The organism is Sphingopyxis sp. (genome assembly GCF_050725655.1).
Lineage (GTDB): Bacteria > Pseudomonadota > Alphaproteobacteria > Sphingomonadales > Sphingomonadaceae > Sphingopyxis.
Genome location: NZ_JBOHHT010000100.1, coordinates 20866 through 34917 on the forward strand (window position 1 = coordinate 20866; position 14052 = coordinate 34917).

At 64.8% G+C, this 14052-nt stretch carries 14 protein-coding genes and 1 pseudogene; 7 read left to right on the top strand and 8 right to left on the bottom strand.

Going from position 1 to position 14052, the window contains the following annotated elements; genetic code table 11:
* The first annotated feature begins 60 nt into the window (after positions 1 to 60).
* A complete protein-coding gene (locus ACREBX_RS15325) occupies positions 61 to 693 on the top strand; it encodes a TetR/AcrR family transcriptional regulator (RefSeq protein ID WP_431562610.1) in 633 nt (210 codons plus the stop codon).
* Between the two features lie 88 nt (positions 694 to 781).
* Positions 782 to 2074: an Hsp70 family protein gene (locus tag ACREBX_RS15330; protein ID WP_431562611.1), complete on the top strand. Its 1293-nt coding sequence runs from the start codon at positions 782 to 784 to the stop codon at positions 2072 to 2074.
* Between the two features lie 28 nt (positions 2075 to 2102).
* Here the strand turns inward: ACREBX_RS15330 and ACREBX_RS15335 are convergent, their stop codons facing one another.
* The 4 genes and pseudogenes from ACREBX_RS15335 to ACREBX_RS15350 form a co-directional block, all read right to left on the bottom strand.
* On the bottom strand, positions 2103 to 2906 hold the full coding sequence (locus tag ACREBX_RS15335) for a PLP-dependent aminotransferase family protein (RefSeq protein WP_431562612.1): 804 nt from the start codon (positions 2904 to 2906) through the stop codon (positions 2103 to 2105).
* Positions 2875 to 4935 (bottom strand): TonB-dependent receptor domain-containing protein, encoded by a 2061-nt coding sequence (locus ACREBX_RS15340; RefSeq protein WP_431562613.1) that lies wholly within the window; start codon positions 4933 to 4935, stop codon positions 2875 to 2877. The genes ACREBX_RS15335 and ACREBX_RS15340 overlap by 32 nt, the downstream gene beginning before the upstream one ends.
* 198 nt (positions 4936 to 5133) lie before the next feature.
* A pseudogene (locus ACREBX_RS15345) lies at positions 5134 to 5421 on the bottom strand (HU family DNA-binding protein); the annotation flags it as partial.
* 222 nt (positions 5422 to 5643) lie between these two features.
* Positions 5644 to 6762 carry an alpha/beta hydrolase gene (locus ACREBX_RS15350; protein ID WP_431562614.1) on the bottom strand — a complete coding sequence of 373 codons (1119 nt, stop codon included), beginning with the start codon at positions 6760 to 6762 and terminating at the stop codon, positions 5644 to 5646.
* A 190-nt stretch (positions 6763 to 6952) separates the two neighbouring features.
* Here ACREBX_RS15350 and ACREBX_RS15355 point away from each other — a divergent pair, with 190 nt between their 5' ends.
* The 4 genes from ACREBX_RS15355 to ACREBX_RS15370 are packed head-to-tail and all read left to right on the top strand — an operon-like array spanning position 6953 to position 9600.
* On the top strand, positions 6953 to 7273 hold the full coding sequence (locus ACREBX_RS15355; protein WP_431562615.1) for a hypothetical protein: 321 nt from the start codon (positions 6953 to 6955) through the stop codon (positions 7271 to 7273).
* On the top strand, positions 7270 to 7428 hold the full coding sequence (locus ACREBX_RS15360) for a hypothetical protein (RefSeq protein ID WP_431562616.1): 159 nt from the start codon (positions 7270 to 7272) through the stop codon (positions 7426 to 7428). The genes ACREBX_RS15355 and ACREBX_RS15360 overlap by 4 nt, the downstream gene beginning before the upstream one ends.
* A 10-nt stretch (positions 7429 to 7438) precedes the next feature.
* Positions 7439 to 8704: an FAD-dependent oxidoreductase gene (locus ACREBX_RS15365; RefSeq protein WP_431562617.1), complete on the top strand. Its 1266-nt coding sequence runs from the start codon at positions 7439 to 7441 to the stop codon at positions 8702 to 8704.
* A 23-nt stretch (positions 8705 to 8727) separates the two neighbouring features.
* Positions 8728 to 9600 carry an alpha/beta hydrolase gene (locus tag ACREBX_RS15370; RefSeq protein ID WP_431562618.1) on the top strand — a complete coding sequence of 291 codons (873 nt, stop codon included), beginning with the start codon at positions 8728 to 8730 and terminating at the stop codon, positions 9598 to 9600.
* 18 nt (positions 9601 to 9618) lie between these two features.
* Here ACREBX_RS15370 and ACREBX_RS15375 read toward each other — a convergent pair whose 3' ends face one another.
* Entirely contained in the window at positions 9619 to 10959 is a 1341-nt protein-coding gene (locus ACREBX_RS15375; RefSeq protein ID WP_431562619.1) for an amidohydrolase family protein, read from the bottom strand.
* 79 nt (positions 10960 to 11038) lie between these two features.
* Positions 11039 to 11506, bottom strand: coding sequence for a hypothetical protein (locus ACREBX_RS15380; protein WP_431562620.1), 468 nt, complete (start codon positions 11504 to 11506; stop codon positions 11039 to 11041).
* Positions 11507 to 11730: 224 nt separating this feature from the next.
* Here ACREBX_RS15380 and ACREBX_RS15385 point away from each other — a divergent pair, with 224 nt between their 5' ends.
* Complete coding sequence (locus ACREBX_RS15385; RefSeq protein WP_431562621.1) at positions 11731 to 12201, top strand: cupin domain-containing protein; 471 nt, start codon at positions 11731 to 11733, stop codon at positions 12199 to 12201.
* A 48-nt stretch (positions 12202 to 12249) separates the two neighbouring features.
* On the opposite strand, the gene ACREBX_RS15390 is transcribed toward ACREBX_RS15385, so the two are convergent.
* Complete coding sequence (locus tag ACREBX_RS15390; protein ID WP_431562622.1) at positions 12250 to 13686, bottom strand: M28 family peptidase; 1437 nt, start codon at positions 13684 to 13686, stop codon at positions 12250 to 12252.
* Positions 13686 to 14042, bottom strand: coding sequence for a M20/M25/M40 family metallo-hydrolase (locus tag ACREBX_RS15395; protein ID WP_431562623.1), 357 nt, complete (start codon positions 14040 to 14042; stop codon positions 13686 to 13688). Before ACREBX_RS15395 ends, ACREBX_RS15390 begins: the two co-directional genes overlap by 1 nt.
* Between the last annotated feature and the right edge of the window lie 10 nt (positions 14043 to 14052).

Sequence of the window (14052 nt, forward strand, 5' to 3'; positions counted from 1 at the left end):
CCCACGATACTAGATGGTATCATGCGCCAATGAGCCTCGGAGGAAGCGTTGTCAATCGAAATGATACCAGATAGTACGGTAGCCGTCGACGATGCCGCGGCAATGCGCCGCAAGGCGTTCGTCGATGCCGCGCGCGAGCTATTCTTTGCGAATGGCTATGCCGGCACAACGATGTCCTCGATCGCCAGCAAGGTCGGCGGATCGAAAACGACGCTCTGGACCTATTTTCCTTCGAAGGAGGATCTGTTTGCCGCGGTCGTCGATGGGATCGTCGAACAATATGGCGATGCCCTCACCATCGAGCTGCCGCTCGATCAGCCAGTGCCCGACGTCCTCCGCCGTTTCGGCATGGTATTGATGACGAAGCTGACGGCGACACCGCTTCTCTCGCTGTTCCGCCTTGTCGTCGGGGAAGCCGATCGTTTCCCGCACCTCGCCGAGACATTTTACGACCGCGGTCCGCGTCGCGGCAAGGCGCGAGCGGCCGACTGGGTCGCCGAAAAAATGGTGCGCGGCGAGATCAGGATGGGCGATCCGATGCGTGCGGTGCAGCAATTTGCCGGCCTGTGCCAGTCGGGCCTCTACCAGTTCGCCGTCCTCAACCTGCCCGAAAGCCGCGACCTCAGCCGCTTGCAGGACGAAGTCGATGCCGCGGTCGACACATTTTATCGCGCGTGGGAGCCCGACGCCTAGGCGGCCGCCCGCAACTTGCTCCGCCGCTCTTCCTGTGCAATAGGCGCCGCCCCCGCCCGGGGATCCCCCTCGTCACAGGAGCCACGTCATGGACAATGCGGCCGCGAGCGCGCTCGGCCTCGATTTCGGCACGACGAACAGCGTCGTCGCGCTTGCCGATGGCCGGGGCGGCACCGAGCTGGTCGCGTTCGGCGACACGGGCGACGCAGTGTTCCGCTCGGCGCTCTGCTTCTGGGAAGAAGAGCGCGGCTGGAACGGCATCGCGCATGAGGCGGGTCCGTGGGCGATCGACGAATATCTCCAGTCGCCGCTCGACAGCCGCTTCATCCAGTCGTTCAAGAGCGTCGCCGCGAGCCCGTTGTTCGAGCGCGCGATGATCTTCAACAAGCCCTTCCGCTTCGAGGATATGGGGCGCCTGTTCCTCCAGCGCCTTGTTGCGCATGCCGGCGGCGCGCTCGACGAACGGCCGCACCGCATCATTGTCGGCCGCCCGGTCGAATATGCCGGCGCCAGGCCCGATCCCGAACTCGCGCGCCAGCGGTACGACGCGATGCTCGCGGCGTTCGGCACCGAAATCCATTATGTCCACGAACCGCTCGGCGCCGCGCACAGCTATGCCTCGCGCCTGACCGAGCCCGCGACGATCCTCGTTGCCGATTTCGGCGGCGGCACCACCGACTTTTCGATCGTCCGCGTCGCCGAGCCCGGAAGCCCGCGGCGCTGCGTGCCGCTCGCGTCTTCGGGGATCGGCATCGCGGGCGATCGCTTCGATTACCGCATCGTCGACCGGCTGGTACTGCCCCTGCTCGGCAAGGGCAGCCAGTATCGCTCGTTCGACAAGCTGCTTGAAATCCCGGGCGGCTATTTCGCCGATTTCGGCGACTGGTCGCGGCTCGCGATGATGCGCAACCGCCGCACGATCGAGGAAATCCGCCGCCTGCAACGCGACGCCGAACGGCCCGACCTGATCGGCCGCATGATCGCGCTGATCGAGCATGAGCAGGGCTTTCCGCTCTATGATGCCGTGGGCAAGCTCAAGCGCGCGCTGTCGGGCGCCGATCATGCAGAATTTCATTTCGCCGGCGGCGGGATCGAGATCGGGGCCGAGGTGCGGCGCGCCGATTTCGAGCAATGGATCGCCGACGATCTTCGCCGCATCGAGGCGGCGATGGACCAGGCGCTTGCCCGCGCGGGCATCGCGCCCGAGGCGATCGACCGTGTCTTCCTGACCGGCGGGTCCTCGCTGATCCCCGCGATCCGCGCGATGTTCGACCGCCGTTTCGGCGAAGAGCGTATCGCGACCGGCGGCGAGCTGACCTCGATCGCGCACGGTCTCGCGCTGATCGGCGAGGAATCCGACCCGGCCGAATGGGCTGCCTGATCGGGGTCCGCCCGGCAATCAGGGAGCGTCAGGCTCCCGGCTGGTCGACGCCGAGAGCGCGCTGCCGCACGCCGAAATGAAACTCGTGATCATAATCATCCTCGACGATCGCGAAGCCGAAACCGCGCGCAAGGTCGACAAGGTCCAGTCGCCGTTCGGGGCGAAGTGAAACCGTCGTCGGGAATTGGTGATGCGGAGTGACGAACACCGCGCACGCACTCTGCCTCCGGCAGATGTTGGCGATCTCTTCGACCTTCATCCCGCCTTCGTCGAGTCCGACCGGCACGATATGGGCGCCCAGCGCGCGGAAGGCCGCGATTGCCGGTTCATATGCCAGTTCCTCGACAATCACGACGTCGCCGCGCTCGAACAGAATCTGGCCTGCGAGAAATATCGCGTTCTGGCTGCCGCGCGTGATGCAGATGTTGCGCTCGTCGACCGCAAGTCCGTGCTGCGCGGCCAGCATTTCTGCGATGACGCGCCGGATGCCTGGGAAGCCGCGCGGGTCGCGATATTGCAATCCGTTGTCGCGCGAAAGCCGATGCGCCGCAGCACGATAAGCGCGGACAAGCAGTTCTGGCGGGACGAGACGGCCATCGGGCGTCCTCTCATCGAGTTTGAGCCCCACCCCTGCCGGGAGTGCGAGCGAGCGCGCAGGTGGCCGTGCGAAGCGATAGGAGATGTGATCGACGCACTCGTACGCGCGTTCCAGCGGGCGCACCGATTTGTCGGCGAGCGCATGCGAAATGCGCGTGCCCCTTGTGCCAGCCGTTTCCAGCCAGCCCTGGGCTATCAGATCCTCATAAGCGTGAACCACCGTCTTGCGATTCATGCCCAGCAACCGGGCGAGGTCGCGGCTGCTCGGTAGATAGGCCCCCCGATGCGAGGTGGCCGCGCTCGATATCCCCGATTACCGCCTGGATGATCTGCGAGTGGAGCGGTCCTGGCAGAGTCGGATCGATCCGTTCCTTCAATCCTATCGGCCAGTCAATCAGCAAAGAAGCGCAAACGGAATGGGGCATCAGTTCGCCCTCGTCGCGGGCCGGTTCTCCCTTTTTAAGCGGTCCCGCATCATCGGCGACCGCACCGCGATCCCGGCGTCTTCGACGATTTGAGCCGCTGCCACGAGATTTTCCATATGACCCCGCTTTCAGGCCGAGGCCGTCGAGCATGCCCACGAGCGCCTCCGTTGCGAGGTTCCCGTTGGAACCCGGCGCATAGGGACATCCCCCAAGACCAGCGATCGCGCTGTCGACAACGGTAATGTCGGCCTCAAGGCTTGCGCGAGCATTATCGAGCGCTCGGCCAGAACTATCGTGGAAATGGATCGCGAGTTGGCTCGATGGAACCGACCTGGCAACGGTGCGGACCATGTCACGGGCCTCGGCGGGCGTCCCTGCACCAATGGTATCGCCGAGCGAAATCTCGTAGCATCCCATCGCCGCAAGTCGTTCGGCGACCTCGACCACGGCGGACAGGGCGACCTCGCCTTCATAAGGACAGCCGAGCACGCATCCCGCGACGCCTTCGGCCCGGCAATAGGCGACCACGCCGGCATCGATCGAGATGTCGTCGGCATAGGAAAGGAGCCGTCGCCGCGTATACGTCAAGCCGATCGTCCAGCGATCGTCCAGCTTGTAGGATGCGCCGAGGATGATTTCGTCCTCCTCGCTCGGCTTCAGATTCTGCGAGACGGCCTGGGTCGTGTCGCGCAAGGCACCCGTCGCGATCACGTTGCAGTGCGGCCCAGCCGCGCCAAAGATCGGCGCCGGGCAGATCTGACCGCCGTTCCAGTTGGTAATCTGCGATGTCAGGTTGGGAATATTGCCGGCGCCGAATGTGCCGTCGGTCTGCCAATATTCGGTGAAACCGATCGGCTGGCCGAACTGGATGAAAGCCGTGTTCGACGCGACCGGGAGAAAATAGCGGCCATAATTGCCGAACAATTTCATCCGCCCGTCGCCGAACACGTCATATGATGCGCCAAGCCGCGGCGCCCAGGCGCTGTCGAGGTCGAGCCATTGCTGCCCGGTGAGCGTATCGCTGGCGAACTGGTCGAGCCGGACGCCGAGGTTGAGCGTCAGGTTGGCGGTCGGCCGCCATTCATCTTGCAGGTAGAAGGCGCGGTTCTTCGACTTGAAGCCGCCGCCAACACTACCGTAATTCACCCCGACATAGACATCGTCGGGCGCGAGGCCCGCCGAGACGCATTGCGGCGTATTGGACCCGCATACGTTCAGATAATAGGAAACGCCGCCCGGTGCGGAGGCGAGCCCGCCAGCGTCATAGCCGTCGTTCCCGGTCGGGACCTCGACCTTGTTCAGGCGATTGCTCTCGGTGTCCATGCCGAAGCGAATATGATGCTCGCCCAGCATCGAGACATAGAGATCGGCATCGAAGCGATAGAATTCGCGCCGCGTCGCATGGGGATTCGGAACGGAAGCGAGCTTCTGGTCACTGAGGATCGCGCCGGTGAGTTCGTCTCGCACGAAATTGGCGTTGTTGCTCGTCTCGAAGTCGAAGCGCTCCTTCGATACGCCATAGGCCCCGGAAACAGTGAACCAGTCGGTCAGATTGCCCGTATAACGGCCGATATAGCTGGTGCCGCCGGACCGGTATCGGGTCTGGCTCAGCTCGCCGCCGACCGTGTCGGTCGCGGCATCATAAGCGAGGGTTTTCCGAAGCCGGGTGGTTCCAGTGTCGAAATAGGTTAATTCGAGGCGATGCCCTTCGATCGGGATGGCATCGAGCTTCACGCCCCAGATCGGATCATTGTCACGGTCGACATAGCGCGCGCCGTCGAGGATGCTGCTATGCTCCTTCAGACGAGAGGTTCGAGCGCGCGGTTGCCGAAATCGCACTGCGGTCGATCTATCATAGGAGCGGCAAGGCCAAGAGCGAGTGGCATAGCATCGCAGCGATGAATGCGCCGCGCTGGTCGGTACACGCCGACGGCATATCCAACGGGCCGGGCCGCATCGAAATGCGGTCCGGCCCTGTCACGACGCCTCGGCAACGCGGCGCCTCGCGCCAGTTGCGGCCGGCGGGACGTATGTGGATCAGCCGTTCAGGCGGTCCTTGATCGCCTTGGCTGCACCAAAGGTGAGCTTCTTCGAAGCGGCGATCTGGATCGCAGCGCCCGTAGCGGGGTTACGGCCTTCGCGCGCCGGCGACGCCTTGATCTTGAACTTGCCGAAGCCGTTGACCGAAACTTCGTCGCCCTTGGCGGCGGCATCGGCAATCGCGGCAAACACGGCGTCGACCGCCTTCTTGGCATCGGCCTTGCTCACTGCGAGCGTGGCAGCAACGCTGTCGGACAGTTCGGCGTGGTTCATATGATCTCTCCTATGTGCCCGGGACCGTCCCCGGGCGGTCTGCCGCTATAGTCAGCGCCGGCGCGCGATGCCATAGTGGCCGGCATTCGAGCCGAAGTCTGTTTCAATTGCCCTGGATCCAGAGAGCCTCCGCCGCGCTCATTCCGACTGTTTCGAAGCGAGCGCTTTGGAGGTTGCCAACGAACGGGACGCCCATCCAATCTTTGCTTTTACGTCGATCCGCGAAAAAGGTCTCTAACGCGCCAAATCCGATTTTGCTTGCTGTTCCGCGACCGCCGCGCGTGCCAGTACCCCTGCGGCCTGCGCGGTCTCTCGCGAGGCGCGCGCCGCCGCCTCCGACAGGCCGGTGTGTTGCAGGAAGCCGTGGATCAGCGTCGGAAACTCGCGATAGATTACATAGTTTCCACCTTGCGCGAGCTTCGCCGCATAGGCCCGTTCGGAATCGCGTAGTGGGTCAAAACCTGCAGTCGCGATCAGCGTTGGTGGCATCTTGCGCGTCGCGTCGAACAGCGGCGAGACTTCGGGCTGCGACAGGTCCTGATCGGGGAAGACGATGGGGAGGATATAGTCGGTGAACGACCGGTTGAGCCGGAATCCCTCACCGAACAGCCGCGACGAATTATAGGTCGCACGCATCGCGTCGACGGGGCGGTTATCGACCGCCGGATAATAGAGGATCTGGCACAGCGGCGCGGGCTTGCCCTTGGCCATTCGGCGCGTCGTCACGACGATCGCCATATTGCCGCCCGCGCTATCTCCCGCCACACACACCTGATCGGGCGCGCCGCCGAGGTTCTTCGCTTCGCCGACGACCCAGTCGAAGGCGCTCTCGGCATCGTCCCACGACGCCGGATAGGGTGCCTCTGGCGCCATGCGATATTCGACGCTGACCACGATCGCCTTCGCGTCGTTCGCCAGCTGGCGCGACGACAGGTCCGAGCCCTCGACGCCGCCGACGAACCACGCCCCGCCGTGATAATAGACGATAGTCGGCAGCGGACCGCTCGCCTTGGGTCGATAGATGCGCACCGGAATGCTGACATTGCCGCTCTTCACCACGGCGTTCTTCACCGACGCCATCTGGGGCGCCGCCGCAGTGCCGGCCGCCCAGTCACCGTTCACCTCGTCGCGGATCGCCTTCATGCCGGACGCGGTGGCGGGATCGTTACCCGGCTTGCCCTTGGCGGCCTCTTCCTTGACCATGTCGTTGGCAAGCATCGCCTGGATGCCGGGATCGAGCGTCTGGCCGTCGAGGCGGATCGGCGGCGCCCCCGGTTGGCCGAACGACGGAGCCGGGAGCGCGAGGCCCGAAACAATCGCCGCACCCAGCAAAACGCTCTTCAATCCGCTCATGATCTACTCCCTCGCAAGCCTCTGCCTGCATTGCCACCCAATCGCCCCATCCATGCCAAGTCGGCATTCCGACCACAGCTGTCTTTTCCGGGTAGCAGCTTGTCCAAGCGGGTAAGTCGGCGCGCGCCCTCTAGCGAGCCACGCCAAATCCGGAGAGGATCGGGGCATGTTTCAAGGGGAGAACCGGGTCATGATGAAGAGTTTGATATGGGCATGCGCGCTGCTGGCGCCGGTCACGGTGCAAGCGCAGGCGAAAAAGGAAAAGCCGGTGGCCGCCGAGGCGGCGACGCAGTCCGATCCCGCGTTCGAACTGTTCCGGCTGGTGCCCGGCCAGACCGAGGCATTCATCCGCAGCGTCGCGATCTGGGACCAGGTCAATGCCGCCGGCGGTCGGCCCAAGGCCCAGCTTTATCTGCACGAGGATGGCGAAGGCTGGGACGTGATGCTGTACAAGCCGCCGCGCGCGCCATCGACGCCCGAGCAAAAAATGCAGCGATGGCGGCGAAGATGAAGGAGCTGGGCCTCGTCGGCGGTCCGCTGTTCTTCATCGGCCTGCGCGATAAGGTCGCCGATCACGCCCATCTGGTGATGAAGGGCCCGATGCTGTCCGAGGCATGGGTCGCCGAACTCGACGCCCAGCGCGCCGACATCGCAGCGCAGAAATAGGAAGCGGGCGATGACGCATCGAGAGGGCGGACAGACATCCTTTGCCGCGCCGGTGTCGCGGCGTCTGCTGCTCGGCGGGCTGGCGACGGCGGGCGCGCTAGCGACTGCAGAGCCCGCCGCGGCACGCGTCCAAAAGACGAGGGGCTGGGACGTCATCGTCGTCGGCGCAGGCGTTTTCGGTGCCTGGACCGCGTGGAACTTCCAGCGTCAGGGCCAGAAAGTGTTGCTGCTCGACGCATGGGGCGCGGGCCATGCGCGCTCTTCGTCGGGCGGCGAGACGCGGCTGATCCGCACCGAATATGCCGCCAACGCGCTTTACACGCGCTGGGCTTGGGAATCGCTCGCCGAATGGCATGCGCTGGCCAGACGCCACGAGAACCCGATCTTTCGGGAGGTCGGCGCGCTCTATTTCTATCCCAAGGACACCGCGAAGATCGACGAGAGCATCGCGCTCCAGGGCAGTCTCGGCATTCCGATCGAAAAGCTGACCGGCGCAGAAATGGCCAAACGCTGGCCGCAGATCGATTTCGACGGGCTGACGGTCGGGGTGATGCAGCCCACCATGGGCGCGCTGATGGCGCGGCGCAGCGTGCAGACGCTGGTGCAGGATTTCGTCAAGGCGGGCGGCACTTTTCGTACCCTCGCGGTCGATGTGCCGCGTTCCGAGCGCGCCGCGCTCGACGCGATCATCGGCACCGGCGGCGAGACGCTGCACGCGCGGCAATATGTCTTCGCCTGCGGTCCCTGGCTGCCCAAGCTGTTTCCGGAAGTTGTCGGCGGGCGGATCGTGCCGACGCGGCAGGAAGTGTTCTATTTCGCGCCCGCGGCCGGCGACAACCGCTTCGCCGCGCCGCATATGCCCGCGTGGGTCGACGCCGGTGATCCCGATCTTCATTATGGCTTCCCCGACATCGAGGCGCGCGGATTCAAGATCGCGCTCGATGGCCATGGCCCGAAATACGATCCCGATAGCGCCGACCGCCGGATCACCGACAAGGGACTGGCGGATGTGCGCGCTTATCTGGCCAAACGCTTCCCCGCCCTCGCCAAACGCCCCCTCGCGGCGTCCGAGGTCTGCCAATATGAGAATAGCGACAACGGCCATATGCTGATCGACCGGCACCCGCAGTGGGCCAATTGCTGGATCGTCGGCGGCGGCACGGGCCATGGCTTCAAACATGGCCCGGCGCTCGGGCGTTATGTCGCGGGCATGGTGCTCGGGATGGGCAAGGCCGAGCCAGATTTCACCCTCGCGGCGCACAAGGTTCATGGCTAGATGGAAGCAGCCGGGAGGACGATATGATCAACAAGTGGACGATATCGGCGGCGATCGTCGCCATGACCCTTTCCCTGCCGCTCGCGGCGGCGCAGGCGCAACCAGCGGCGGGGCCCGCCTTTGCCATGCCGTCGACGCAGATGTTCGAGACCCAGTCCGACGGCGGCGAAACCTATCGCATCTTCATTTCCTATCCCAAGGGCGAACCGCCCGAGGGCGGCTTTCCCGTCCTCTACATCATCGACGGCAACGCCTATTTCGCCTCCTTTGCCGAGACGCGGCGGCTGCTGGAATATGCGGAAAAGGGCAACGCCCTTGTCGTCGGGGTCGGCTATCCGACCGACGATGCTTATGATGCGCGGCGGACCGGCGATTTCCTGTTTCCGGTGCCAACCGTAGGACCGCCTGCGCAGGCCAAATCGCAGCCAAGCGCCACCAACACCGGCCGCGACAAATTCCTCGATTTCCTGACCGGCAAGCTCAGGACCGAGATCGGGAAGCGCTACAAGATCAACCCCGACCGCCAGTCGCTGTTCGGACACAGCTTTGGTGGGCTGTTCGCGATCCATGCGCTTTATGCGCGGCCAGGCGCCTTTCAATCGATCGTCGCGGCGAGCCCGTCGCTCGAATGGAATGTGCAGGATTTGCTGCGCGAAGAGCGCGCCTTCACCGCCAAGCTGACGAGCGGCCAAGTCACCAAGACGAGCCGCCTGATGCTCGTCGCCGGCGATCAGGACACCGACGACGACGCCGAACCGGCGCGTGCATTGGCGGCGCGCCTCGACCCCCTGTCGGCCTATGGCCTCAGCACGCGCTATCGCCTGTACGAAGATGAAATCCACATGACCGTCCCGGCCCGTGCGGTGACCGACACGCTGCGCTTCGTGCTCCGATAAGCTCGCGCGCCGCGCCGGTCAGGCGGGCATCAGATTCTTGTGGATGATCCCATCCTTGACGATCAGCAGCAGGTTGCGCTCATAATCCTCGAGCAGGCGCAGGTCGTCGAGCGGATTGCCGCGCACCAGCAGCATATCGGCCCACGCCCCTTCACGGATCACACCAAGCGCCGCCTGGCGATAGGGATTGCGGCGGCCGCTGCGGGCAAAGAGTTCGCAGTTGCCGGATGTCGCGATGCGGAGCACTTCGGGGTTCGAATAGATGGCGCCAAAACGCGGCAGCATCGAATTTTCGGTTCGCGAGCTGCGGGTGCGCGAGAAGAGGTCGGTGCCGAAGGCCACCTTGACGCCATGCTTTTTCGCGAACCGCACGCCGCTCTGCCAGCCCTCGCCGCCGAGCGATTCCTTCGCTTTCGCTTGCTGTTCCTCAGTCAGGATATTGTCGCCCTCCTCGAACGGCTGGATCGAAAGCCATGCGCCCTTTTCGGCGATCAGCGCGGCGGTGCGATCGTCGATGGCATGACCATGCTCGATCGACAGCACACCGGCCTCAAGACAGCGGCGCACGCCCGCGGGCGTATAGGCATGGGCGCAAGCATAGGAGTCCCAGTCGGTCACCGCCCCGACGATCGCCTGCATTTCCGCCAACGTATATTGCACCGTGTCGATCGGATCATGGTCCGACGTCACGCCGCCGCCAGCCATGATCTTGATCTGCGATGCACCGCGCTTCAACTGTTCGCGCGTCGCCGCGAGCACTTCGGGCACGCCATTGGCGACTGCGGTCATGCCCTTTTGCTGGCGGATCGAGGGGCGTCCTCCGAGCGCGGCCGGCAGTTCCCCAATCGGTTCCGGATCGCCATGCCCCGATGTCTGCGAGATTGCCGCGCCGCTGGGATAGCAGCGCGGCCCGGGCATGATGCCACGGTCAATCGCGGTCTTGATGCCGAAGATGGCGCCCGCGGTATCGCGCACCGTCGTGAAACCACGCATCAACTGAAACTCGGCATCCTTGAAAATCATCGCGATATGAGTCGCGTCGTCGGACCCCATCCAGGGCACGCCGCGCACCGCGGCCATGTGCCAATGCGCGTCGGTGAGGCCGGGCATCAGCGTCTGCCCCGCGCCGTCGATGATCGTCGTACCCTGCGGCACCGGGATGTCGCCCGCCGAGACGGCGTCGATACGATTGCCCGCGATGCGCACATTGCGCGGCTGGCGGTTGCTGCCGGTGCCGTCGAACAGCTGGACGTTACGGATCAGGATCGTCACCGGCAGCCCGTCGGCGGCCGACGCGGCAGCGATCGGCGCAAGGCCCAGTCCGGCCAGAACAGCGCGGCGCGTCGGGTGAAAGTTCATGAGTTCTCCGCCATGGGGTCATGGTGCGACCGATGCGACGCCGCCGCAACGGCCAGCTTCGCCGGTGGCAGGGGGCCAATTATTTGCCGCGCTTGCGGTCCGCCCGCTCGCGTTCGATCTGGGCGACCCATTTTTCTGCAGTCAGCGGCCCGGTGCCTTCGAAATGAACATGGTCGGCCATCTTCTCACGCACATCGACATAATAGAGCGCACCGGTCGGCAGGCCCATTTCCTTTGCCTTGGCCGCCATCGCGGCTTCCTGTTCGGGAGTCGGTTTCGGGCGCGCGGGTTTATAGAGCAGGACGTCCCAGCCCTCGCCGCCGGCGTGCAGGAACAATTGCGTCGGGGGCTGACCGCCAGCGGCGCTGACCTTGTCCCATTTCTCCATATCGCGGATGAATTCTTCGGTCTTGCCGGGGACGAGACGGAACATTTCGAACACCGGGGTCGTCATCTCGACTGCGGCGGGATCGGCCGCGTCCTTCGCCGTGGCGGGCACGGTCAGGCTGAGGGCGAACAGAGCGAAAGTCAGGCTGCGCAACATCAAATGGGTTCTCCCCTAGTGAAGCCGACAGCGTGCATCGCGCCCGCAAAAGCGACAAGGGATGATGCGGGTAACGATTCGGCAAATGGGTAAAATGGGATGCCCAAGGCGCCGATAATTACCCTTCTCTCGCGCACTTACCCACCGGTCCAGCTTCCCTGCGGGCGACCTCGCCATTAGTCTTGCCGTGCAACCCATTCGCCCATGGCGCCAGGAAGGCTTTCCCGATGGACGATATCAGCCGCCGCAATCTCCTCGCCGTCGCCGCGATCGGATCGATGATCGCGACCGATACGACCGGTGCGACCGGTGCCCGACCTACGCGCTTCAAGCTTGAGCGAGCGACGGAAGGCTTCAACAAATTCAAGGCGGTGCATGAGGGGCTGGGCGAATTGGACGTCCGGCTGTTCGATTTCGGCGGCGCGGCGGCGCCCGCGAACTTCATGATCTATGACATCCCGCCCGGCGCGAGCGAGGGGGTGCATCTCCACAATCTCAGCGATCCGGCGCTCGGCGCCTATGAGGAATATTATTATATCGTCGAGGGTCGCGGCGTGATGACGATCGACGGCGAGGGATTTCCGGTGACCGCGGGCGACCATGTCTTTGCCCCGCTAGACAGTTGGCGCGGCATCGCCAACAAGGACGGCACCGGCAATCTGAAGGTCTTCCTGACCTATATAGACCGGTCGATCTAGCTTGCCGGCGCGGCGGGCAGCCGCAGCGGCCGGATCCAGACCTGCCGATCACCAACATGCACTGGCTGTGCAGTCGGCCGGACGTTTTCCCGCCAGCTTGTTACCGGCCTCCCCCGCCCCATAGCGCGTCCGCCGCCAGCCCATCTCGGGCAGTTTTGCCTTGGCCGCGAGGTCGAACTGGACCTCGAGACGACAACAGGTGCGGCCGGTGCAGCCGATATAGACGGGTTCTTCCCGGATCGCCGGGCGAGTGCCGTTAACGATGATGTTCCGCATCGTCTTACTGTCCTTTATCAGCAATTCCTGCCGGTCTGCCGAGGGCGCCAACATCGCGAACCGGATGGTGCGGCGGTCGCCAGCGACCGTATCGGAGAGGATTTCGATGCGGCCGTCGTCGGCGAGTTTGGGTGCGGGCGCCCGCCAGAACCCCTTGTCGTCGGGTTGGGCCTCGAAAGCTACGAGCGCGCGTATCTTCGACGGTAGCGGCCCATTGTCGTCGATCAGGAACGCCGCCTTTCCATTGTCGTCCTCGTGCACGACGGTCAGATGGCGCGGCGCATCGCGCGTATAGACCGGGACCGTCAGCGCCGCGACGAACGCCCCCAATGCAACGACCCCGAAAATAGCCGGTGTCCAGCGCGTCGTCCGGCCGGCACCGGGCAGGAGAAAAAGAAACATGAAGATGAGCAGGAAGGTCGATGGCGCGGCATGTTCGACGAACAGCCCTTCCTCCATCCCACCCCCAAGCGGCAGGGTGATGAGGATATAGACGATCGCGGCACCCACCAGAAGGAACGGCACCGCGCGCCGCGCCGCCGGGATCAGCGCGGCGCCGGCCGCGGCGATCACGAACGGCATCGACCAGGTGGCGAGAATCGCGAGGCCGGGGACAAAGGCGAAAGCCGCGAGGATGAAGAGGGCGAGCCAGCCCCAGCTCGCCGCAGCGCCGCGCACGGGGTTTTCCTCGCGCGACAGGGCGAGGATGGCCGCGGCACCCGCCAGCGCCGCCGAGGCGTAGAGCAGTCGGAACACGGCCGGATAGGCGGTCCCGAATGCAGCCTCTGGCCGCAGCATCGCGACAAACATCGCAGCGCCCACCGCGATACCGGTCCCGACGATGGTCGCCACCAATGGCGTGAACGCGCTACGAACCCGGCGCGTCGTCCCGCCGCGCCAGTAAAGCAGGGCCGCAGCGATCAGCCCCAGGCCCATGACGACCGCGGCAACGACCTGCGGCAGGACAAGCTGCAACTGCCGTGCGACATCGGTATAGACGCGCGGTCCCTCGGCACCGCCGGCGGGCCGGGACGCAAAACCGGTCACCGCCGCGAGCGTGGTCGCCCCCATGTGCCGCACCGAATTGCGGTCGAGATGCGCCAGATTATCGAGCGGCGTGTGATAGCGCTTGCCGCCACCGATGATCGAATAATTGCCGACATCAATGCCGAGCGGCAGCAGCATGGTCACGTCGGTGTCGTTCGGCATCAGTTCGTAAAAATCGGTCGCGAGCGATTGGCAAAGGGCAGCGGGCTGCCGCCCACCGTCGCTACGTCGCGGGCATTCGGGCTGCTGGTCTGGAACATATTGACGCCGCCGGTCGTGCCGCGCGCTTCCATATTGACCACCGCGCCGACGCGCTTGGCGAGCGGATCATGCGCCGCGAAGGCCGCGGCGCCGACGAGGCCCGCTTCCTCCGCGTCGGTCAGCACGACGAGCACCGGGCGGGCGAGCTTCTTTCCCTTGAGCTGATACGCAATTTCGAGCGCGACCGCGACACCGATACCATCATCGGCGGCGCCCTGCCCGGCGGGCACCGAGTCATAATGCGCGGCGATCCTCACGGCATTGTCG